This is a genomic window from Collibacillus ludicampi, from assembly GCF_023705585.1.
Lineage (GTDB): Bacteria > Bacillota > Bacilli > Tumebacillales > BOQE01 > Collibacillus > Collibacillus ludicampi.
Genome location: NZ_BOQE01000001.1, coordinates 78,607 through 100,466, shown reverse-complemented (window position 1 = coordinate 100,466; position 21,860 = coordinate 78,607). Strand labels below are relative to the sequence as shown.

Genomic DNA, 21,860 nt, shown 5'->3' with positions numbered 1-21,860 from the left:
TACCTTTTAATACCAGATGGTACCCCCATTCAAACTTGAATGATATGCATGTATCCATGAACGATTCTCGACCGGAAGACTCTTTCGGATTTTTTATCAACGATCTCTTTGTGTTGAAGGAATTTCCATATTTTCTAAATGCGAAGTATCATTGATACTGTGCGTATACCATTTTCCGTCTTCCCATGTAATTCTTGTGATCGCTGTATTGCCGATGCGTTCCGGAAGTCGGCCTGTTATTTTATACAGAAATGCATGGATCGAACCGCCGTGTGAGACGATGATGATCCTTTTGCCCCGATGCAAGGTTGCGACCTCATGAATGGCTTGGTATACTCGTTGACGCAAATCTGCGTGTGTTTCTACACCCGGTATGACGACTTCATCGTCAGGTAAATGAAAATCAGGGTATAGCTGCAGGATTTCTGCACGCGTCATACCCTCAAGAGTGCCGTAGTGCCTTTCTCTCAATCGCTTATCCACGTGATGTGGGATCGAAAGACCAACGGCGCTGCGAATATATTTAGCGGTATCATACGCACGGGTGAGATCACTGGAATAAATGGCGTGCCATGATTCGTTTCGGAGACGCTCGGCCACCGTTTTCGCTTGCAAAATACCGAGAGGGGAAAGCGCGATATCCTGCGAACCTTGCAGGCGTGTTTCCTTGTTCCATGGGGTTTCGCCGTGTCGAACAAGACAAATTTCCGTCTTTTGCATCTTTTCACCTCTATCAAACGATTCCTATTAAAGGTATTATAGCACGCCCGCTGTGTGTAGGTGTCATATTCTGTGCGATAACCCTACTCAACGCCTTGCGGATATGTTACAATGTCAAAGGAATTTTTCTGGGAAGGAATGAATTCCTTTGGCGAAAGTGTTAGTAATACAGGGCCCGAATCTTAATCTCCTGGGGATGCGCGAACCTGAAATTTATGGAAGCGCAACATTGGATGACATCCATCAGGAGTTGGCCGAACAAGCGAAAAAGTTTGGGGTTGAAATCGAGTGTTTCCAATCCAATCATGAAGGTGCGATCATCGATCGTATTCATCAAGCGATGGGCGAAATCGACGGAATCATCATCAATCCCGGTGCATATACCCATTACAGCATCGCCATTCGGGATGCGTTATCGTCTGTTTGTATTCCAGCAATCGAAGTGCATCTTTCAAATATCCACGCACGCGAGGAATTCCGGCACAGATCATTCATCGCTCCTGTCGTTCTCGGACAGATTGTCGGCCTTGGCGTAATCGGTTACCAACTGGCTCTTCAAGCACTCGTCGCTCATTTTCGAGAAAAAAACATCTTGCATACATAAACTTGCTGGAAGAAGGGTGAGGGTATGGAACAGCGGCTTTCGCGCCTGCGAAATCGATTGGATGAAGCGGGGATTGATGCGTTGCTCGTATGTTCTCCGGAAAATCGGCGTTACCTCAGCGGGTTCACGGGTTCTTCCGGATATTTGGTCATCACACGTGAGGAAGCGGTTTTATTCACTGATTTTCGTTATATGGAGCAAGCGGGCACACAAGCGCCTGATTTTCGCATCGTGAAACATGGCTCTAAGCCATTTGATGATATCGTCAAACTCGTTCATGAGTTGGGGGTACAATCACTCGGCTTTGAACAGGACCAAGTGACATTTTCAACCTACAAACAGGTACTGGATCTTTTGGAACACGTGCAATTCGTGCCAACGTCCGGACTTGTGGAACGGTTGCGCCGCTTGAAAGACCCTTCCGAAATTGAGATCATACGGGAAGCTGCCAAAATCGCGGATGCGACGTTTTCGCACATTCTTCATTATTAGCTGCCAGGAGTTACGGAACGTGAAGTCGCGTTGGAAATGGAAATATTCATGCGCAAAAACGGGGCGACTGGTTCCTCTTTTGATACGATCGTTGCATCAGGCGTTAGTTCGAGCTTACCTCATGGGGTAGCCAGCGACAAGGTTCTGGAAAAAGGTGACTTCGTCACGCTAGACTTTGGGGCTTACTACAAAGGGTATTGTTCGGATCTCACTCGCACCGTATCATTGGGAAATCCTCGTGATGAACGCTTGAAAGAGATCTATGAGATCGTGCTGGAGTCGCAAAAACATGCGCTCGCCCATATCAAACCGGGGATGAGTGGCAAGGAAGCGGATGCACTTTCGCGCGATTTGATTGAGGCTAAAGGATATGGTGATCATTTCGGGCATAGTTTGGGTCATGGGATCGGCTTGGCTATTCATGAAGAGCCGCGCTTGTCTAAACTCTCTGAAGATCCGCTGGAACCCGGAATGGTGGTAACCGTCGAACCGGGAATCTACATCCCGAATGTAGGCGGCGTCCGAATCGAAGATGATGTCGTCATCACAGAAAACGGAATCGAATTGCTGACACATTCACCAAAGGAACTGTTGATTCTCGAATAGGATTCACTTTCCTGTCCGAAGCTACTAAGAAGTAAGATTCACGAGATTGTATGAGGAGGAAAAAATTTCATGATTTCAAGTAACGATTTTCGTCCGGGCGTAACGATTGAATACGATGGTGAGATTTGGCGCGTGGTTGAATTCCTGCATGTAAAACCCGGAAAAGGAGCCGCGTTTGTTCGCACCAAATTGAAGAATGTAAAAACCGGTGTCGTGAAAGAAATGACATTCCGTGCAGGCGAGAAAGTTCCGCGTGCACGCGTGGAAACCCGTGAGATGCAGTATCTCTACAATGACGGCGAAATGTACACGTTTATGGATACGGAGACGTTTGAACAAATCAATGTTCCCAAAGCGCAATTGGAGTATGAACTGCAGTTTTTGAAAGAGAACATGAACTGTTTTGTTGTCATGTATGAAGGAGCAGCGATCGGTGTCGAACTTCCGAATACCGTTGAACTCGAAGTGGTAGAAACCGATCCGGGGATTCGCGGCGACACAGCGACGGGCGGTTCCAAACCGGCCACACTCGAAACGGGTTATGTCGTTCAGGTTCCCTTGTTTATCAATGTGGGTGACCGTCTGATCATCGATACGCGTTCAGGTGAATATGTCTCCCGTGCATAAGGATGGATGCCATCATGAAACCCTGTTGCCAAGTGCGACAGGGTTTCTTTTTATTAGGTGCCCCCTGCAGCAAGCGGTGCCATCATTGGTCGTTAAGGGGTAAATACTTTACAGGCACACATACCGTGAGCAGCGCCAACAGAGGATGTAAAGTTTCTCGAACGGGAAGAGAAGTTTGAGGCTTACACAATAAACTGAGTGGCTTTTGGGTGGATGATATCGCTTTGCAGCGCAGAGGTGAGTTGAAGGTCGTTCCGCAACCTATGTTTAGAATCCGGGCGGGACGACCTTCATCGAACCCAAGCGCAAAGCGATACATCCACCCAAGCACTGTCTGTCTACATGAAGACGATGAATAGGGGACTACCTCCCGCGTTTCCTGCATAGCTTGTAAAAGGAGACTCGGGACAAGGAGGACTTACGATGTTTCGAAATATGGTGGATCACGTCGTGTGGGGGATGGCGGGCCTACGTTTCTTATCGGGTACGATCGAAGTGTTGGCGGCCTTTCTCATGCTCTATTTTGGTACTGTGGAACGGGCGTTAATGGTCAATGCGGTTCTATCGCTCGTAGGGCCCACCGTTTTAATCCTGGTCACAACCCTGGGACTCATCGGGCTCGCAGAAAAGCTAGAATTATGGCGAAGGGTGCTCGTGATGGCGGGGGTAGGTTTGATTTTGTGGGGAGTACGAGGATAGGGATGGAATGTGAACCTCCTCTCTGGAACATACTACAGAATGTTCCCAGAATGAAGGAGGAGAATTTGCATGAATCGCATCAAGGAACGCCTTGCCTATTTACGGGGCCTTTCTGAAGGGCTTAATGTGAGCCAAGCATCGCCAGAAGGACGTATCATTCATGGGATGCTTGAAATATTAGATGAAATGGTCATGGCGATGGAACGGCTGCACAGCTCACAAGACGATCTTGAAGAATATGTGGCTGCGGTGGATGAGGATCTGAGCGATCTGGAAGACGATTTTTATGATGATTATGATGAAGATGATGATTTTGCAGAGCATGACGGCTGGAATGATCACACGGATGAATATAGCGCCATCGATTGTGTCGATATGACTTGTCCTAATTGTAAAGAGAGCGTATATGTGGATAAAGACATTTTTGCCGATGAAGACGTCGTGGAAGTGTTATGTCCCGAATGCCATGAGACGATTCTTGTGAACGACTCCTCACCCGCAGTTGTAGGCGAAGAATGATAGGACAGAAAGAGGGCATCTCCTATGTTTCCAAGGGTTCTGCCCTCTTTTCATCTAGTAATAATAGACCGGTCTTAGAGCAGGCTTCGCGACTGGTTGCTTTGATCGGGAAAATGAAAATACCAGAAGCATCACCAGAAGGAAAAGAATGAGAAACACGACAAGCCATTTGATGATCGGATGAACTCCTCTTTCCATAAATTCCCCTCCTTTAAAACCTTTCCCACACTTTATTACATGCACGTACACAAAAAAGAGTTCACCTTGTTTCCGTCACCTGAGATAAAAATTCGCATCGGAAATCTAGCAACAACATGAACACATAAAGAACTCTCTTTTTTGCGGAGAAATTGGTATAATACCCACCCCTGTCCCATATGTATGGAGTAACGATTGGAGGAACACGAGGGGGGTTTTACATGCCGGATCGGAGACTGGAGGAACAGATTTACCCGCTCTTGTCTCCCCGCCTGAGGGAGGTTGTTACACGCGCTCCCACGCGTGTGCTTTCATCGCTTGAGGAGATTCGCTTACGGCAAGGGAAGGCTCTGCAAATCTATTATGCTTCACAAGATGCATATCTGGATGAGCGGGGCGGTTTGCAAAAGGATGCTGCACGAAGCGTAATCGTGCACGAAGAAGATATCCGTCAAACGCTTCATTTGGTGACTCGCTCTTCATTGTATGCGTTGGAGGAGGAATTGCGTCGCGGCTATATCACAGTGACGGGTGGTCATCGCATCGGCATCACGGGAAGGGCGGTGCTTTCAAAAGAAGGACAAGTACGAACCTTAAAAGAGATTGCCGCTTTTAACATCCGTATTGCAAGGGAAATCATCGGCGCTGCCAACCGATTGAAGGAATTTGTCATTGATCCGACCACTTCTCGCGTTTTTAATACCTTATTGATTTCGCCTCCTCAATGTGGGAAAACCACGTTGTTACGCGATCTTGCACGGCAGATTTCCAACGGGACACTGCATGCGAACATGAAGGGTATGAAAGTTGGAATCGTGGATGAACGCTCGGAATTGGCAGGATGTGTTCACGGTGTACCGCAGCATGATGTGGGTTCTCGTACTGATGTACTGGATGCCTGTCCAAAGGCAGAAGGGATGTTAATGATGATTCGCTCGATGTCACCTCAACTGCTGATCACCGATGAAATCGGGCGCATGGAAGACTGCGAAGCGATCCTCGAAGCGGTCCATGCGGGTGTTCACGTCATTACGACCGCACACGGATTTGGGCTGCAAGAGGTGCGCAAACGCCCGGCCATACGGGAATTGTTTCAAGCCGGCGCCTTTTCCCGTTATATCGTTTTGTCGAGACGATCCGGTCCTGGAACCATTGAAGCCGTTTACGACGGACAAGGCGGGCGTATTCACGTACGGGAGGCCGTACCTTCATGATCAAAGCAGTAGGTGCGATTCTGGTCATTCTCGCGGCGACGGGTATGGGTCTGCGTCAGGCTCACCGCTATCATGAACGGCCGCGCGAATTGCATCAACTGATCACTGCCCTGCGCATGTTAGAGACGGAAATCCTGTATGGGGCAACGCCACTGCCCCAAGCGTTCAGGCGGATCGCTGATAGGTTTACGGGAGAAATGCGTTTGATGTTTCTCGCTCTATCCCGGCACATCACGGAGGGTGACGGTAGGCCAGTCTCCGAGGTTTTTCGTGATGTGCTTCATGAATGGATGCCACGGCTTCATCTCCGTAAACAGGATATCGAGATATTGATTCAATTCGGAGAGACGCTCGGCATCTCCGACAGGGAAGATCAGATCAAACATATCGCGCTCGCGTGTAGTAGTTTATCTGCCGAAGAAGAGGAAGCGAGAGACGAGAGCATGCGCCTTGGACGCATGTGGCGTTACATGGGAGCCCTTCTTGGAATCGCTGTCGTGATCCTGTTGTATTAGGAGGAAGCGGAATGGGCATAAACGGAATTCATGCCATTTTTCAAATCGCAGGCGTGGGAATCATTGCAGCCGTGCTTACAACACTGTTCAAACACTACGGCAAAGAAGAATTTGCTCAATTGGCGACATTAACAGGATTTATCGTGATTTTAATCATGGTGGTTTCCTATCTGGATGACCTATTCACGAAGATACGATCCGTCTTTTTAATTCAATAGCGGTTGGAACAGGAAGTGATCAGTCGTGGAAATCGTCCAGATTGTGGGATTCGGGCTCATCGCCACGATTCTCATCATCGTAATCAAACAGAAAACGCCCCAAATCGCATTTACCATCTCGATCTTGGTGGGGGCGGTCATCTTTCTTCTCCTGCTCGATAAAATACAGGCGATTCTAAGTGTGATCCAAAAGTTAGCCATACAAGCGAATGTCGATGTGTTGTACCTCTCCATAATTCTCAAGATCATAGGTATTGCGTATATCACAGAGTTCGGTTCACAGGTCGTGCGCGACGCGGGAGAAGGTGCGATCGCCGCAAAGATCGAACTTGCGGGAAAAATTCTCATTCTTGTACTGGCCATACCGATCATCCAGGTGATTATTGAGACCATTTTGCGGGTACTGCCGTGAGAGGAGGACGAATTTTTTGAAGCAACGATGGATCTTCTCCTTCTTTCTCTTGTTCATGTTCCTCTTCACGGTTTCCTTTCCTGTTTATGCGGAGGGGGGAGGGACGAGCCAAGGGCTTGTTGATAAAGCTGTCCAGAATCTGGATACCAGCGGTTTGGATAAGTTTTGGCGGGATCTCGTGGAACAATATGGAACATTTATGCCAGTACATGATACTCCTCGTTTGATCGATGCGATCAAAGCGGAAGGATTTACACTGCAGGGGGTTCTTACAGGTTTGATCAAATTTTTTTTCCACGAGGTGTTTGTAAACTCAAAGCTTCTCGGCACGATTCTCGTGTTGACTGTATTGGCGGCCATTCTGGAAACCATACACAGCGCATTCGAACGACAGAACGTGTCCAAAATCGCTTATGCGGTGATCTACATGGTTTTGATCGTCTTGGCGGTACAATCTTTTTTGACGGCTACTGGATATGCCAAGAACGCAATCGGGAACATGGTCGATTTTATGATGGCAAGTATTCCTATGGTACTGGCATTGCTCGCAAGTCTCGGATCGTTTCATGCGGTGGCGATGATGCACCCATTGATTGTTTTTACGGTCGACTCCATTGCCGATCTTATCTACTATTTCATCTTTCCACTCGTCTTTTTTTCCGCTGTATTAACGATCGTCTCGACCTTGTCGGAACGCTACAAAGTGACAGAATTGGCAGGTTTCCTGCGAACCACTGCCATTGGACTCTTGGGGCTGTTTTTCTCTGTCTTTTTGGGGGTGATGTCCGTTCAAGGGGCTGCAGGTGCGATTGCTGACGGTGTTTCTATACGTGCAGCAAAATACGCTTCTTCCACATTCATTCCCGTCGTTGGAAAAATGTTTGCCGATGCGGCAGATACGGTCGTTGGTGCGAGCTTGCTTATCAAAAATTCAGTGGGGATCGCTGGGATGGTGATTTTGTTGCTCATGGCCGCTTTCCCGGCGATTAAAATCATCTCTCTTGCGATGATTTTTAATCTATCAGCAGCGGTCATGCAGCCGCTCGGTCATTCGCCGATCATCTCTTGTCTTTCCACGATCGGAAAGACACTGATTCTGGTATTCGCCGCTTTGGCTACTGTAGGTTTGATGTTCTTCCTGGCCGTGACGATCATCATTATTTCAGGCAACTTGACGGTCATGATGAGGTGAGCGCATGGTGGCGATGATCAGTCTCTGGTTAAAGAAAGTTATACTCGTGGTTTTACTCGCCGTATTACTCGATTTGCTTCTGCCGAACGGGACGATGCAACGTTATGTCAAAATGGTCATGGGATTCTTGATCATCCTTACGATGCTTTCACCGATTACCGCCTTGTTTTCCCGTTCGTTTTCGCTGGATGCGCTCGAATTTCCTTCGTCGAAGCATGGAACACAAAATCTAAATTTAGAGAAGATTCTTCAGGAGGGAAATTCTTTACAACAGGAACAACGAACTTTAGCCGAAGAAGAGTGGAAAAACCACATCTGCACATCGATCAAAGAGCAAGTCGAGAAACAGTATGCCGTAACGGTCACAGACGTTTCCTTGAAAGTCGCTCAGAAACAAGGGGACCCTGAACATGTTCCTGAGATTCAAGGTGTGAAACTTGTGATCCGTACGAAGAAAGATTCAGACAGCGTTTCTGCCGTTAAACCGATCGATCCGGTTCATGTCGAAGTCGGTGAGAACAAACGGCAAGAGAATGAGACGAGTATCACTCCGGAGATGATGGAATGGAACAATCAAATCCTATCAGAAATATCCGCCGATTTACAAATCCCGAAATCAAGCATAGAGATCCATTGGGAGCAGGCGTAATAGAGGGGATGAATACGAGATGCCTTTCGATTGGAAGTCTCTTTCCAGGAAGCCGAAATGGCTGTGGGTACTCGGTCTATTAGGAGTGTTCCTGCTATTTGGAGGATCGCTGTTTCCAACGAACCAGAATAAAACATCTCCTCAAGCTGTAGACCCTGCCCACCCAACAGTCAGCACTGATCAACCTTCGACTCATGATTTTGAAAAGATGTATGAAACCCGACTCACTGAAATGCTTAACCAGTTGCAGGGAGTATCCGATGTCAGTGTTATGGTGAATCTCGACTCAACAGAGGAGGTACTGTATGCGACGAATGATCAGAACAACAAAACAACCACGAATGAGACAGATAAGCAAGGGGGAACGCGAGTCACCACACAAATGAATGAAAATAACCAGATTCTTATCACTAAAGATGGGGATGGAGACCATCCAGTCGTCGTGAAAAGGGTCAAGCCGCATGTTCGCGGTGTGCTTGTAATGGCCAAAGGAGCCGAGAATCCACGCGTGCAATTGGCGATCTTGGATGCCATACAGCGTGTCCTCGATGTTCCCGCATTTAAAATCTCGATCCAGCCTAAGAAATGAATGTTTTAAAAAATCAAGGAGGTATTCGTATGGCGAACAGACAAACGGTATGGCTTTCTACCATGATGATTCTTTCCCTGATGTTGATCGGTTATTACACGGTGGGGCAAAATATTCAACCTGTACCGACAACCGCGAAAGATACGGTCACACAGACAGATAAACCTGATATGAAAAAAGATGATGTAGCGAAAAAGAGTACAGACAACACGAACGCGGGCAAAAAAGAGGAACCATCCGCAAAGGATAATCAGGAACAAACGAACGCGCCTTCCGATTACTTTGCGTCTGCCGAATTGCAAGAGAAGAAGCGTCTATCGGAACAGATCGCCGAGTTACAAGATAAGATTGCCAATAACAAAACGTCTGCGGAAGAGGCGGCAAAAGCGCAGAAACAAATGGAAGAACTGCAGACCCTCTCCGACAAACAAGATGCGATCGTCGAACAGATCAAGGCGGAAGGATTCCCGGATGCGATTGTTTCGAAAGAGGATACCGGCATCTACAAAGTGACAGTGCAAGCGCAAGATCTGAATCCCAATCAAGTCGTGAAAATTATGTCGATCGTCAAATCGCAATTAAATGTTCCCAATTCCAATGTGATCGTCTCCTATCATCCTTAAAAATACCGGCCCGTACGGGCCACTTTATTTTTTATGTCTGTTTTTTCATAGAACGGCTTGTCTCTGTTTGTTTTTTCTTATTGCACACGTACTTTTAAAATGGGATGCGAGTGGAAATAAAGAAAAGGTATGGTATACTTACAATGTTATAATGTTTTTTTAGCGAGTAAAGGAGGTACATATAGATTATGTTCAAATTGAACGAGATTCGAGAGTTGATCCGCTTACTTGATGAAACAAGCATCGCGGAATTGAACGTGGAATCGGCAGGCACAAAGTTGACCATAAGAAAATCAGAAGTCGCAGGTCTGCAAGCGGTTTCATCACCCGCGATCCAGCAGCCGGCAGTAGCAACGATGACTCCAGTTCCTGCTGCACCCGCTCCTGCACCGGTGCAGTATGAAGCGCCAGAAGTCAAAAAAGAGGGGACGCCGGAGAAGGCACCTGTCAAAAAAGGTGATGTGGAAGACTCGAGCTTTGTAAAAATCGTTTCTCCTATGGTAGGAACTTTTTATCGTGCTCCAGCACCCGATGCACCTCCCTACGTTCAAGTGGGTGATAAAGTTACTGAGAGAACCGTGGTATGCATCGTCGAGGCAATGAAACTGATGAACGAAATTGAAGCTGAAGTTCGCGGAGAGATCGTTGACATTCTTGTGGAGAATGGCCAACTTGTCGAATATGGACAGCCGATGTTCCTGGTGAAACCAGAGTAAGGAAACGGGGGACAAAAGGTGTTTAAGAAAATACTCATTGCGAACCGCGGCGAGATAGCTGTGCGTGTGATTCGCGCGTGCAAGGAATTGGGCATTCAAACCGTAGCGATTTACTCTGAGGCGGATCGTGAGGCATTACATGTAAAACTTGCAGATGAGGCCTATTGTGTGGGACCGACTGCCGGAAAACAAAGTTATTTGAATATCCCCAACATCATCTCGACCGCCATGCTCACAGGTGCGGAAGCAATCCACCCTGGATATGGGTTTCTTGCCGAAAATTCCGACTTCGCCGATATTTGCGCTTCCTGCGGAATCACCTTCATCGGTCCTTCGCCAGAAGCAATCGAGAAAATGGGGGACAAGTCTGTTGCCAAGGAGACGATGCGCAAAGCGAATGTGCCGATCGTACCGGGAACGGAAGGTCTTATCGATGACGTGGGAGAGGCACTAAGCGTTGCTGAGACGATCGGCTATCCGGTGATCATCAAAGCGACGGCTGGCGGCGGCGGAAAAGGGATGCGCGTCGCAAATAATCCGGAAGAATTGGAAAAGTCGATTCAAATCGCGCAAGTGGAAGCAGAAGCCAATTTCGGTAACGCGGGCGTTTACCTGGAGAAGTACGTCGAGGAACCTCGCCATGTTGAAATTCAGATCATGGCGGACAATTACGGCAATGTGGTATATTTGGGAGAGCGGGATTGTTCCGTCCAGCGCCGTCACCAGAAGTTGATTGAAGAGGCGCCTTCGCCGGCTCTGACACCTGAGAAACGTAAACAGATGGGGGAAGCGGCTGTCGCGGCTGCACGTGCCGTTGGCTATTCCGGTGCGGGTACAGTCGAGTTTCTCTATGATAAGCACGGGAATTTTTATTTTATGGAGATGAATACCCGGATTCAGGTCGAACATCCTGTTACCGAATGGGTAACCGGTTTTGATCTCATACAAGAGCAGATCCGTGTCGCCGCCGGAGAGAAATTATCGTTTACACAAGAGGACGTGAAGTTGAACGGATGGGCGATCGAATGCCGTATTAATGCGGAAGATCCTGAAAAGAATTTCATGCCATCTCCCGGAACAATCACGTCTTATTTACCTCCAGGAGGATTTGGGGTACGTGTTGACTCTGCCGCATACCCTGGTTATAAGGTTACACCTTTCTATGATTCCATGATCGCGAAATTGATCGTTTGGGGAGCAACCCGCGAAGAAGCGATCGCAAGGATGAAGCGGGCATTATCCGAATTTCAAATAGAAGGAATTAAAACGACCATTCCATTTCATCTGAAAGTGTTGGAACATCCTGCATTTGTATCTGGGGATGTCAATACGAAATTCCTTGAAATCTATAAGATCTAGCATGAAAAAGGGTGATCTGTAAAATAGGTCACCCTTTTTTTTAGGAAGTAGTCTGTTAAATTTGTCATAAAACCATGATTTTGGTATACTCATGGTACCAGTGCGTAGAGACAAGGAGGCTGGCAATTATGAATAATATGGATATGGACATGGATATGACGGAAATTGGGCAAGTTCGCATTGCAAACGAGGTTATCGAGATTATAGCCGGTCTCGCGGCGACCGAGGTACGGGGGGTTGCGGGAATGAGCGGTGGAGTCGTTGGCGGGATCGCTGAACTCTTAGGCAGAAAGAACCTTTCCAAAGGGGTCAAAGTGGAAGTTGGACAAAAACAGTGTGCTGTGGATGTTTCCATCGTCGTTGAGTATGGCGTAAGAATCCCCGACGTAGCCACGGAGATCCAGGAGAATGTGAAAAAAGCGATTGAGAGCATGACGGGTCTCGAAGTCGTGGAAGTGAACGTGCATATTTTGGGTGTCACTTTCAAGAATGAAGAAAAGGAAGAAGAACATAATCAAACGCCTACACGCGTACGGTGACTTTTCTCCCCCTCAGAGCAGGGGGTATAGTCTACTTAGGGGGGACAAGCAGTGACGATCCCGGACCGAATCTTACTTTTCTTTTATGCGTGTATCGTCGCGTTTATCTCGCTACTCGTCTTTATACAAGCGATCGGTTTTAACGTCTTTCCTCTGGTTTTCGGCGCTGATGGCACGGCAATAGCCATAGGGGTCTCCCTTTTGCTGTTCCTTATTTCCGTGCGTTTCTTGCTGATACGCAGCGGGCGGAGAAGACGGCGTGAACCGGAAGCGATCATACGTACGACCGATTGCGGAGACATCCGCATCTCGCTGACAACGCTTGAAAGTCTGGCTGTACGGGCTGCTCGCGGAATTCGTGGCGTTCACGATCTGAAAACGAAGGTACATAAAACGGAGCATGGCATACGCGTCGCTATGAAAATGGCATGTGATCCCGATCTGGATATTCCCGTTTTGACGGAGACGTTACAAACGAAAGTGAAACATTATGTTGAAGAAACTTCCGGCACGAATGTGGAAGAAGTGCGCGTATATGTTGAGGATATAGCAAAGAGACCTGTCGCTCAGGGAACGCGGCAGTCGAGGTTGGAGTAGCATGAAAGAGACGTTGGGGAAGATCGGTTTATGGCTGCTATCGGCGGATCGACGGTTTCTGGGCGCACTTCTCGGAGGAGTGTTTGGACTTTTATATTTGATCGTTGGCTTTTGGAAGACGATTGTATTCTTGGGATTTGTTTTGCTCGGTTATTCATTGGGACGCATGTTCGAAGTGAATGAAGATTGGCGGGATGTCATCGATCGAATCATGCCAAATAAATCGCGTGATTAAACCACCGGAACGGTGGTTTCTTTTGCGATGAGGGTAGACTAATGTCAATCAATCTTGCCAAACGGATGAGTATTCATGAGATGATTTGAAATGATTTCTTTTTAAGAACCTCTGAAAAGGAGTGGATTGTGTGAGTCGAAGAGTTGCTAGGGAGAAAGCGTTACAGAGTTTATATCAGATCGACATGGCAGATGTGCCGGTGGAAGAGGCTATCAGACACGTGACGGAAGACGGTGGATTAAAAGATCTTTCATTTCTGCGTAAACTTGTTATGGGTACGGAGGCAAATTTGAAGCGGATCGATGCGGTCATCGGGCAGTATGCTTCAGGGTGGGAATTGGACAGAATGGCTTCCGTTGACCGGAACGTTTTACGCTTAGCCGTATATGAGTTGCTGCATGAAACGGATGTTCCAGTCAGTGTAGTGATCAACGAAGCGGTTGAATTAGCCAAAGCGTTCTCTACCCCCGAATCGGGTAAATTCGTAAATGGTGTATTGGGGAAAATCATTCGTGATCTCGATATCTTGAAAGGGAGTCAAACGAACGAATGATCTTGGGTATCGATACGAGCAATTATACGACCTCAGTTTGTCTCATAGATTCGGAAGGTTCCATTCGCAAAGAAGGTCGAATGTTGTTGTCCGTGAAAGAAGGGGGGAGAGGACTGCAACAATCGGCCGCATTGTTTCAACATATAAAAAATTTACCGAAACTTCTCGAAGAGATTGGGCCGATCAACCATTTGTCCGGAGTTGCGGTCTCCGTAAAGCCGCGTCCGCTTGAGGGTTCCTATATGCCTGTCTTCTTGGCGGGTGAAAGTGTAGCCCGTGCGATCGCCGCTTCCCGTGATGTACCTCTTTTCCGCACGACTCATCAAGAAGGACATATATCTGCAGGAGAAGGCTCGGCGGGAAACGTTGAGGCGAATGAGTTTCTGGCTGTCCACATCTCAGGGGGAACCACTGACCTGCTGCGTGTGAAACGCCTGGTTTCCGGTTATATCATCGAAGAACTGGGATCATCGAGCGATCTGCACGCGGGTCAATTCGTTGATCGTGTGGGAGTGGCTCTCGGGCTTCCGTTCCCTTCGGGACCTCACCTAGAGAAATTGGCGATGCTCGCTCATCAAGGGAAAGAAAGTGCATCCGTGTCTCTGCCTGTGTCTGTCCGCGGATACGATCTCTCCTTTTCCGGGCCGGCTTCTGCTGCCCTGCGTCTCATCGAACAAGGAGTGGATCGAGCGTCGATCGCGCGTGCGGTAGAGAAATGTATAGCGAAGGCTTTGGAAAAAGTTCTGCTCCGCGCTATGTCGGAAACGAGATTGAACCATATCCTCATTGTCGGTGGGGTTGCCGCTAACGGTTTTATTCGTGCTCGTCTCCGCCAGAGAATGGAACACCCGGCAGTTAAAGCGAAGCTCTATTTTGCCGAACCGCAATATTCGACGGATAATGCTTTCGGGGTCGCCAGGTTGGGGCTTTTGTCTCTAAGAGTATGTTCAAACTCTATAAAAGATTTGGTAGATTAACTGGGCTATAGTATAATGGAGCAGAGTATGAGTTTTCTGCAAAGGGTTGGAGAAAGGAGACCGTTCCATGGCCGATGAGCTTGCATTGAAACGTGACGAGAACGTATACGACATTACGATTATCGGTGGAGGACCGGCGGGATTGTTCGCGACATTCTATGCGGGTGTACGAAACATGTCGGTAAAATTGATCGATAGCTTGCCTCAGTTGGGAGGGCAACTGGCTGAATTGTATCCCGAGAAATACATTTACGACGTGGCAGGTTTTCCGAAGGTTCTTGCAAAGGATCTTGTGGCAGGACTGAAGGAACAAGCCCTGCAATATAATCCCACCGTATGTTTGAATGAAAAAGTGTCGGGGTTGGTCAAACAGGAGGATGGTACCTTTCGCCTGACGACAAACACGACCGTACATTATTCTCGCGCGGTACTCATCACAGCGGGAATCGGGGCGTTTACCCCTCGCCGATTGCCAGCTGCCGGTGCGGAATTGTTTGAAGACGGCAAAGGCATCGCGTATTTTATTGAAAATAAAGAAAATTATGCAGGAAAACACGTCTTGATCGTCGGCGGTGGGGATTCCGCGTTCGACTATGCGATGATGCTTGAAGGAATCGCGAAAAAAGTGACATTGATCCACCGCAGCGACCGTTTTCGCGCACACGAAGACAGCGTGAACAAAATTTTGGCTTCGACTGTTGATGTGAAAGTCTTCACGGAATTGAAAGCAGTCGAAGGAGAAGGTAAGCTCCAAAAGGGATTGTTGGTCAACTCGAAGGAAAAAACGGAGGAATGGATCGAGGTGGATGCCGTAATCGGTGCGCTCGGATTCTCCGCATCCTTGGGACCTATTCTCGAATGGGGATTGGAAATCGAAAATAATTCCATCGTTGTGAATACAAAGATGGAAACGAATATTCCCGGCGTCTATGCTGCAGGAGATATCGTCACGTATCCGGGCAAACTGAAACTGATCGCTACCGGATTTGGTGAAGCGCCTACCGCCATTAACAACGCGAAGATTTACTTGGATCCCAATTCGAAGCTGCATCCGGGACACAGTTCCTCAGGGTTTGGCGGCAAGCATTAATGCGTGGGGACGGAGTTCACGTCAATCGATTGGCGTGAACTTTTTGCCGTTTCTACAGGAGGCAGGCGGGAGGTAGATCATGGAGCAGCAAACGATTCTGACGGTATCTGACGTTACTCGTTATATCAAAATGATGTTTGATCAAGATGATCGATTGCGGGATTGTTGGGTGCGCGGTGAGATTTCGAATTTCACTCATCATTCGAGCGGACATATGTATTTCACATTAAAGGATAGCGGCAGCCGTTTGAAATCGATCATGTTCAAAAGCGCGAATCGTTCCCTTACTTTTCTTCCCAAAGACGGGATGAAAGTCATTGTCAGAGGTTATGTGTCGGTGTTCGAAAGAGACGGGCAGTATCAATTTTACGTGGAGGAAATGCAACCCGACGGTTTGGGAGCCCTGTATCTGGCGTTTCAGCAGCTGAAAGAGCGGCTTGAACAGGAAGGATTGTTTGCGCCCGAACGCAAGCGACCGCTCCCTGCGTTTCCGCGAACGATCGGTGTCATTACCTCGCCGACGGGGGCGGCCGTCCGTGATATTATTACGACGATCCGTAGGCGGTATCCTGTGGCTCACGTAATTCTTCATCCCGTGCTGGTACAAGGACCGGAAGCGGCACCGTCAATCGCGCTCGCCATTCAAACAATGAACGCTTTGGCAGAGGTGGATGTCCTTATCGTTGGCCGCGGAGGGGGTTCACTTGAAGAACTCTGGGCGTTTAACGAAGAGGTTGTCGCACGGGCCATATTTGCCTCGAAAATCCCTGTTATCTCTGCCGTCGGTCATGAAACGGATTTTACGATCGCCGATTTCGTGGCGGACGTTCGTGCTGCAACCCCTACTGCCGCCGCTGAACTGGCTGTTCCTCATTTGGGTGAATTGACACGCCATGTATATCAATTGGAAGAACGTTTGACGAACGCAATGATCGGAACCATTCGCGAATCCAAGAGACGCTTGGAAAGAATCGAACAGTCGACCGTATTCTTGCGGCCGAAACAAACGATCGCTCAAAAGAGACAGTGGGTCGATCATTTGGAAAATGAGTTAGAACTCAGACTCACAAGGCTCACAGGCTCACGCGCACGCAAACTCGCAGAATGGACGGGACGTTTGCAAGCAGTCTCACCTGTAGAACGGCTGAAACGGATGGAACAACAACTGCAGTTTGCAGCCGGCCGCTTACAAACCGTTATGGCAGCGCAATTGGAAAAAGAAAATCACTGCTATGAGCGTTTATTGGATAAAATGCAAGCCTACAGCCCGCTTCTCGTCATGAAGCGTGGATATGCACTTGTTTATCGGCAGGACGGAAAGGAACGAAAATTGATTCGCAGTTTGCATGATGTACAATTGGGAGACTTGGTTCAGGTCAGACTTCATGATGGTCATGTGGATTGTCATGTTTGGGGATTGGAGGAAGCAGTGAATGACTCTGAGAAATGAACAAGAAGATGTAACGTTTGAAAGTGCGCTCGAACGCTTAGAGCAGATCGTTCGCGATCTTGAGTCAGGTGAACTGCCTCTTGAGAAGGCGATCGAAAATTTTCAAGAAGGCATGAAAATGGCAAAAATCTGCCGCGATAAGCTCGATCAGGCAGAGCAGAAAATCGAGATGCTCGTAAAGGAGAATGGAGAGTTTCTGAAAAAACCATTCAATCCGGAGGACGAAAGATGACATTTGATTGCAGGGAATACATGAAAACGCGTGCGCAGTTGGTAGAACAGGCTCTCGAACGTTATCTGCCTGCATCCGGCCAATATCCGGATATCCTGTTCGAGTCCATGCGATATAGTGTATTCGCCGGTGGAAAACGATTGCGGCCGATTCTCACCCTCGCCGTGATCGAGACATTGGGTGGAGATATCCACGACGGTCTTCCTGTCGCTTGCGCCACTGAGCTCATTCATACCTATTCGTTGATCCATGATGATCTCCCGGCGATGGACAATGACGATTTTCGTCGTGGAAAACCGACCAATCACAAGATTTACGGGGATGCGATCGCGATTTTGGCCGGGGATGGATTATTGACGCTCGCTTTCCAAGTATTGGCGGAAACCAAGATGCCTGCGGGCGGCGAAACGCGTCTGCTCCAGATCATCCGTGAATTGGCTTACGGTGCCGGCGTCTATGGCATGGTCGGCGGTCAGGTGGCCGATCTGCTGCATGAAGGGAAAAAAGCGGATGAAAACATGCTGGCTTTTATCCATAAGCATAAAACAGGCGCCTTAATCCATGCGGCAGTGCGCATGGGTGGGCTTTTTGCCGGTGCGACAGAAGAGACGCTATCTGCTCTCAGTCGCTATGCATGGCGCATGGGTCTGGCGTTCCAGATTCGTGACGACATCCTGGATATCGTGGGAGATACGGAAAAGCTGGGAAAAAAGGTGGGTTCTGATCTCGCACATGACAAATCGACGTATGTGAGCTTGTTTGGGTTGAGCGAATCGCAACAAAAGGTTAACCAATTGACAGATGAGGCACATGAGGCACTTAAGACATTGCCCTACGATACGACCATCCTTCATTCGATCGCTGATTATTTGATGGGCCGGGAATCCTGAGCCCATAATTTAACAGGCGTGAGCGTATACCTCCTGTACAAACTATATATGGAGGTGATCCTATGACAGTTGGAACCAAGATGCAGCAAACGATTGCTTCTGCGGAAAGTGTCATGGCAAATCTCAAATCATTTGCACTGGATACGGTCGATCCGCAAGCCAAGCAAATGTATAATCAGTTGGCACAAACGATGGAGAACACCGTGATGACACTGAAAGCAAGATTGAATTACATCCAACAACAAGAGCCGCAATATCGGCAGCAGTAAGGATCCCTCAACCGAGAGTACCTGATTTTCAGGTACTCTTTTATTTCCGGTCCATCCAAATCGTTAGTCAAACATTGGATCTTGTCGAACACTGTGATATCATATAGTATAACGTCCTTGTGACATGTTCAGCGTATTCAACGGTGGACGCCCTTTAAGGGAAGGGCGATTACATAATGAATGGACACATATAGTATCTGGTTAATATAACTAAAAACTTGAAAGAGGCGGTACATGCATGTTGCTGGAAAATGTCAATAGCCCCTCTGATATCAAAAGGATGTCGGTCCAAGAGTTAAAACGACTGGCTGATGAGATTCGTCAGTTTTTGATCGAGACGATCTCGGTAACAGGCGGTCATTTTGGCCCAAATCTGGGTGTCGTGGAGCTGACGATCGCACTCCATCACGTGTTTGATTCTCCGAAAGACAAATTGATCTGGGATGTGGGCCATCAGGCGTATGTACACAAAATATTAACGGGACGTAAGGAACTTTTTCCCACTTTGCGCAAATACAAAGGATTATCCGGTTTCCCAAAACGAAAAGAAAGCGAGCATGATATGTTTGATGTCGGTCACGCGGCTACCTCGATTTCTGCGGCGGCAGGATATGCGATGGCGCGTGACCTCAAAGGGGAACAATATCATGTTGTCGCGGTCATTGGCGATGGGGCCATGACTGGCGGTATGGCTTTTGAAGCGATGAACCATATCGGTCATATGGGAACCGATGTCATCGTCGTCCTGAACGATAATGAAATGTCGATCGCACCCAATGTGGGTGCGATGTCGAATTACTTGGCGAAACTGAGAAACCATTCTCACTATAAGAGCGTAAAATCGGAAGTGGCGAATCTTTTGCACAAGGTTCCTTCCATCGGAGACCGAGTGGCGAAAGCATTGGAACGCGTGAAAGATTCGGTCAAATATCTGATGGTACCCGGGATGCTCTTTGAAGAGATCGGTTTTACTTATCTCGGACCGATCGACGGACACAACATTCCGTTATTGCTTGAGATGCTTGAACAAGCGAAACAGGTTAAAGGACCTGTTTTGTTGCATGTGATCACGAAAAAAGGTAAAGGTTACGCTGTTGCCGAAGAGGCGCCGGATAAATTTCACGGGGTGAATCCGTTCAATATTGAGACGGGACAAGCACCGAAAGTAGTGGCTAAAGCTCCTCAATACAGCAATGTGTTCGGCGACACGCTGAGAACACTCGCGAAAGAAGATGAGCGAATCGTTGCGATCACTGCGGCTATGCCAAGCGGTACCGGTCTGAGTAAATTTGCTGTGGAATTTCCCGACCGATTCTTTGATGTGGGAATAGCGGAACAGCATGCAGCCACATTTGCGGCGGGATTAGCTTGTGCGGGCATGCGTCCTGTCTTCGCGGTCTATTCGACGTTTTTGCAACGCGCATACGATCAGGTCATTCACGATATTTGCATCCAGAATTTGCCTGTTGTATTTGCTATCGACCGTGCGGGACTTGTGGGGGCGGATGGTGAGACACATCAAGGTGTGTTTGATATTTCGTTCTTGCGCGCAGTTCCGAATATGACGATTATGATGCCCAAGGACGAAAACGAATTGAGACATATGATATATACGGCCCTTCAACAACCGGGACCAGTAGCGGTCAGATATCCGCGCGGTGAAGGGCGAGGCGTTTCTATGGATGAAGCATTTCGAACCATTCCGATTGGTAAAGCAGAGATTCTTCGTGAAGGAAATGACCCGGTCGCCATACTTGCATTGGGACCGGGTATGATCGAACTGTCGGAACGTGCAATCGATCTTCTGGCGGCCGAAGGGATACGTCCCATGCTCGTGAACATGCGCTTTGTTAAACCGTTAGATTCTGAATTACTTCTGGAGATCGCTGCTCGCGGCTATCGGATCGTCACTGTCGAAGAAGCGGTTGTATCAGGAGGCATGGGGGGAGCCATCCTTGAATTTTATGCGCAAAACGGAATTCACGGGATCGATCTCTGTCCCATCGGATTGCCGGATCGGTTTATTGAACACGGCTCCGTCAATCAATTGTTGGAGTCGGTAGGCGTAACGGCGGAGCGCATTGTTGAAGAGGTAAAAATGATCACCCCTCGTAAACGACAGCGGGCGTGAACTCTCCGTGAGGCGAGACGATCACCGCGCTGCGAGAACGGAAAGCATACGTTCAACCAGTACCAAATGATAAGAGCAGGAGAGCATATGCGCACAAAAGAACGTTTGGATGTCTTGTTAGTCGAGAAAGGATTTTTTACTTCACGTGAACGGGCGAAAGCGGCTGTCATGGCTGGACTGGTTCGAGTGAATGGCGAACGAGTCGATAAAGCGGGTACGAAATTCCATGTGGATGCGAATATCGAAGTGAAAGGCGAGGTGCATCCTTACGTCTCGCGGGGAGGGCTCAAACTCGAGAAGGCGCTCAACACGTTTCCCATTACACTTCGAGAGAAAGTGGTTATCGACATCGGTGCTTCCACAGGCGGATTCACCGATTGCGCATTACAGAACGGAGCCAAACTCGTGTATGCAGTCGATGTGGGTTATGGCCAACTCGCATGGAAATTGCGTCAAGATCCTCGCGTGGTTGTCATGGAACGCACGAATTTTCGCTACTTGAAAGTGGAGGATCTCAAAGGTGAACGACCGGATGCCGCCGTGATGGACGTATCTTTTATCTCTGTACGTATCCTTTTCCCCGTGATTCGTGAGATTTTAAAGCCTGATGGGATATTGATTACTTTGATTAAACCCCAATTTGAAGCGGGGCGAGAGAAAGTGGGTAAGAACGGGATCGTGCGTGACCCGGAAGTGCACAAAGAAGTCCTGCAATCCGTATTGGAAGCGGCCATCCGGGAAGGATTTCAAGTGCGCGGCATCACATATTCCCCGATTACCGGCGGAGATGGGAATATCGAATTTCTCGCTCATCTGGAAGGATCGGCGACATCGGGATTTCAAGGAGAATCACTACGGGAACAAATCGAGCGGACGGTTACTGTTTCGCATCAAAGCTTGAGAAACGAACAAACGCTTTCATGTGAATCGGAAGGGTAAGAGGAT

The 21,860-nt window shown here is 48.2% G+C and carries 28 protein-coding genes and 1 pseudogene; 27 read left to right on the top strand and 2 right to left on the bottom strand.

The window, feature by feature from the left end; translation table 11 throughout:
- Nucleotides 1–96: 96 nt before the first annotated feature.
- Nucleotides 97–720 (bottom strand): histidine phosphatase family protein, encoded by a 624-nt coding sequence (locus DNHGIG_RS00585; protein ID WP_282197843.1) that lies wholly within the window; start codon nucleotides 718–720, stop codon nucleotides 97–99.
- 148 nt (nucleotides 721–868) lie between these two features.
- Between DNHGIG_RS00585 and aroQ the strand changes: the two genes are divergently transcribed.
- From aroQ to DNHGIG_RS00560, 5 genes and pseudogenes are all read left to right on the top strand, one after another.
- Complete coding sequence (gene aroQ, locus DNHGIG_RS00580; RefSeq protein ID WP_282197842.1) at nucleotides 869–1,324, top strand: type II 3-dehydroquinate dehydratase; 456 nt, start codon at nucleotides 869–871, stop codon at nucleotides 1,322–1,324.
- 24 nt (nucleotides 1,325–1,348) lie between these two features.
- Nucleotides 1,349–2,422: pseudogene (locus DNHGIG_RS00575) on the top strand (M24 family metallopeptidase).
- Between the two features lie 69 nt (nucleotides 2,423–2,491).
- On the top strand, nucleotides 2,492–3,049 hold the full coding sequence (efp, locus tag DNHGIG_RS00570) for an elongation factor P (protein WP_282197841.1): 558 nt from the start codon (nucleotides 2,492–2,494) through the stop codon (nucleotides 3,047–3,049).
- A gap of 423 nt (nucleotides 3,050–3,472) precedes the next feature.
- A complete protein-coding gene (locus DNHGIG_RS00565) occupies nucleotides 3,473–3,748 on the top strand; it encodes a YqhV family protein (protein ID WP_282197840.1) in 276 nt (91 codons plus the stop codon).
- A 69-nt stretch (nucleotides 3,749–3,817) separates the two neighbouring features.
- The gene (locus DNHGIG_RS00560; RefSeq protein WP_282197839.1) at nucleotides 3,818–4,267 is read left to right on the top strand and encodes a CD1247 N-terminal domain-containing protein; all 450 of its coding nucleotides are present in this window, start codon (nucleotides 3,818–3,820) and stop codon (nucleotides 4,265–4,267) included.
- A gap of 54 nt (nucleotides 4,268–4,321) precedes the next feature.
- Here DNHGIG_RS00560 and DNHGIG_RS00555 read toward each other — a convergent pair whose 3' ends face one another.
- On the bottom strand, nucleotides 4,322–4,465 hold the full coding sequence (locus DNHGIG_RS00555) for a hypothetical protein (protein ID WP_282197838.1): 144 nt from the start codon (nucleotides 4,463–4,465) through the stop codon (nucleotides 4,322–4,324).
- A 221-nt stretch (nucleotides 4,466–4,686) separates the two neighbouring features.
- Here DNHGIG_RS00555 and spoIIIAA point away from each other — a divergent pair, with 221 nt between their 5' ends.
- From spoIIIAA to DNHGIG_RS00445, 22 genes are all read left to right on the top strand, one after another.
- On the top strand, nucleotides 4,687–5,679 hold the full coding sequence (spoIIIAA, locus tag DNHGIG_RS00550; RefSeq protein WP_282197837.1) for a stage III sporulation protein AA: 993 nt from the start codon (nucleotides 4,687–4,689) through the stop codon (nucleotides 5,677–5,679).
- Complete coding sequence (gene spoIIIAB / locus DNHGIG_RS00545) at nucleotides 5,676–6,194, top strand: stage III sporulation protein SpoIIIAB (RefSeq protein ID WP_282197836.1); 519 nt, start codon at nucleotides 5,676–5,678, stop codon at nucleotides 6,192–6,194. Before spoIIIAA ends, spoIIIAB begins: the two co-directional genes overlap by 4 nt.
- Before the next feature lie 11 nt (nucleotides 6,195–6,205).
- Nucleotides 6,206–6,412 carry a stage III sporulation protein AC gene (gene spoIIIAC, locus DNHGIG_RS00540; protein ID WP_282197835.1) on the top strand — a complete coding sequence of 69 codons (207 nt, stop codon included), beginning with the start codon at nucleotides 6,206–6,208 and terminating at the stop codon, nucleotides 6,410–6,412.
- 25 nt (nucleotides 6,413–6,437) lie between these two features.
- Entirely contained in the window at nucleotides 6,438–6,824 is a 387-nt protein-coding gene (spoIIIAD, locus tag DNHGIG_RS00535) for a stage III sporulation protein AD (protein WP_282197834.1), read from the top strand.
- Between the two features lie 16 nt (nucleotides 6,825–6,840).
- The gene (gene spoIIIAE / locus DNHGIG_RS00530) at nucleotides 6,841–8,016 is read left to right on the top strand and encodes a stage III sporulation protein AE (protein WP_282197833.1); all 1,176 of its coding nucleotides are present in this window, start codon (nucleotides 6,841–6,843) and stop codon (nucleotides 8,014–8,016) included.
- A gap of 4 nt (nucleotides 8,017–8,020) precedes the next feature.
- Nucleotides 8,021–8,665 carry a stage III sporulation protein AF gene (gene spoIIIAF, locus DNHGIG_RS00525; RefSeq protein ID WP_282197832.1) on the top strand — a complete coding sequence of 215 codons (645 nt, stop codon included), beginning with the start codon at nucleotides 8,021–8,023 and terminating at the stop codon, nucleotides 8,663–8,665.
- A gap of 19 nt (nucleotides 8,666–8,684) precedes the next feature.
- Nucleotides 8,685–9,254, top strand: coding sequence for a stage III sporulation protein AG (spoIIIAG, locus tag DNHGIG_RS00520; RefSeq protein ID WP_282197831.1), 570 nt, complete (start codon nucleotides 8,685–8,687; stop codon nucleotides 9,252–9,254).
- A gap of 29 nt (nucleotides 9,255–9,283) precedes the next feature.
- Nucleotides 9,284–9,877 carry a SpoIIIAH-like family protein gene (locus DNHGIG_RS00515; RefSeq protein ID WP_282197830.1) on the top strand — a complete coding sequence of 198 codons (594 nt, stop codon included), beginning with the start codon at nucleotides 9,284–9,286 and terminating at the stop codon, nucleotides 9,875–9,877.
- Between the two features lie 188 nt (nucleotides 9,878–10,065).
- On the top strand, nucleotides 10,066–10,593 hold the full coding sequence (accB, locus tag DNHGIG_RS00510) for an acetyl-CoA carboxylase biotin carboxyl carrier protein (RefSeq protein WP_282197829.1): 528 nt from the start codon (nucleotides 10,066–10,068) through the stop codon (nucleotides 10,591–10,593).
- Nucleotides 10,594–10,611: 18 nt separating this feature from the next.
- Nucleotides 10,612–11,952: an acetyl-CoA carboxylase biotin carboxylase subunit gene (gene accC / locus DNHGIG_RS00505; protein WP_282197828.1), complete on the top strand. Its 1,341-nt coding sequence runs from the start codon at nucleotides 10,612–10,614 to the stop codon at nucleotides 11,950–11,952.
- A 128-nt stretch (nucleotides 11,953–12,080) separates the two neighbouring features.
- Nucleotides 12,081–12,491: an Asp23/Gls24 family envelope stress response protein gene (locus tag DNHGIG_RS00500; protein WP_282197827.1), complete on the top strand. Its 411-nt coding sequence runs from the start codon at nucleotides 12,081–12,083 to the stop codon at nucleotides 12,489–12,491.
- Between the two features lie 51 nt (nucleotides 12,492–12,542).
- Nucleotides 12,543–13,088, top strand: a complete 546-nt coding sequence (amaP, locus tag DNHGIG_RS00495; protein ID WP_282197826.1) for an alkaline shock response membrane anchor protein AmaP — start codon at nucleotides 12,543–12,545, stop codon at nucleotides 13,086–13,088.
- Between the two features lies 1 nt (nucleotide 13,089).
- On the top strand, nucleotides 13,090–13,323 hold the full coding sequence (locus DNHGIG_RS00490) for a DUF2273 domain-containing protein (RefSeq protein ID WP_282197825.1): 234 nt from the start codon (nucleotides 13,090–13,092) through the stop codon (nucleotides 13,321–13,323).
- Nucleotides 13,324–13,453: 130 nt separating this feature from the next.
- Nucleotides 13,454–13,876, top strand: a complete 423-nt coding sequence (nusB, locus tag DNHGIG_RS00485) for a transcription antitermination factor NusB (protein WP_282197824.1) — start codon at nucleotides 13,454–13,456, stop codon at nucleotides 13,874–13,876.
- On the top strand, nucleotides 13,873–14,853 hold the full coding sequence (locus tag DNHGIG_RS00480) for a Kae1-like domain-containing protein (RefSeq protein ID WP_282197823.1): 981 nt from the start codon (nucleotides 13,873–13,875) through the stop codon (nucleotides 14,851–14,853). Before nusB ends, DNHGIG_RS00480 begins: the two co-directional genes overlap by 4 nt.
- A gap of 67 nt (nucleotides 14,854–14,920) precedes the next feature.
- Nucleotides 14,921–15,943: an NAD(P)/FAD-dependent oxidoreductase gene (locus DNHGIG_RS00475; protein WP_282197822.1), complete on the top strand. Its 1,023-nt coding sequence runs from the start codon at nucleotides 14,921–14,923 to the stop codon at nucleotides 15,941–15,943.
- Nucleotides 15,944–16,022: 79 nt separating this feature from the next.
- Nucleotides 16,023–17,393 carry an exodeoxyribonuclease VII large subunit gene (gene xseA, locus DNHGIG_RS00470; protein WP_282197821.1) on the top strand — a complete coding sequence of 457 codons (1,371 nt, stop codon included), beginning with the start codon at nucleotides 16,023–16,025 and terminating at the stop codon, nucleotides 17,391–17,393.
- Nucleotides 17,377–17,625, top strand: coding sequence for an exodeoxyribonuclease VII small subunit (xseB, locus tag DNHGIG_RS00465; protein ID WP_282197820.1), 249 nt, complete (start codon nucleotides 17,377–17,379; stop codon nucleotides 17,623–17,625). The genes xseA and xseB overlap by 17 nt, the downstream gene beginning before the upstream one ends.
- Nucleotides 17,622–18,515, top strand: coding sequence for a polyprenyl synthetase family protein (locus DNHGIG_RS00460; protein ID WP_282197819.1), 894 nt, complete (start codon nucleotides 17,622–17,624; stop codon nucleotides 18,513–18,515). Before xseB ends, DNHGIG_RS00460 begins: the two co-directional genes overlap by 4 nt.
- Nucleotides 18,516–18,577: 62 nt before the next feature.
- On the top strand, nucleotides 18,578–18,784 hold the full coding sequence (locus DNHGIG_RS00455) for a DUF1657 domain-containing protein (protein ID WP_282197818.1): 207 nt from the start codon (nucleotides 18,578–18,580) through the stop codon (nucleotides 18,782–18,784).
- Between the two features lie 238 nt (nucleotides 18,785–19,022).
- The gene (gene dxs, locus DNHGIG_RS00450) at nucleotides 19,023–20,915 is read left to right on the top strand and encodes a 1-deoxy-D-xylulose-5-phosphate synthase (protein ID WP_282197817.1); all 1,893 of its coding nucleotides are present in this window, start codon (nucleotides 19,023–19,025) and stop codon (nucleotides 20,913–20,915) included.
- Between the two features lie 87 nt (nucleotides 20,916–21,002).
- Nucleotides 21,003–21,854, top strand: a complete 852-nt coding sequence (locus tag DNHGIG_RS00445; RefSeq protein WP_282197816.1) for a TlyA family RNA methyltransferase — start codon at nucleotides 21,003–21,005, stop codon at nucleotides 21,852–21,854.
- Nucleotides 21,855–21,860: the final 6 nt, after the last annotated feature.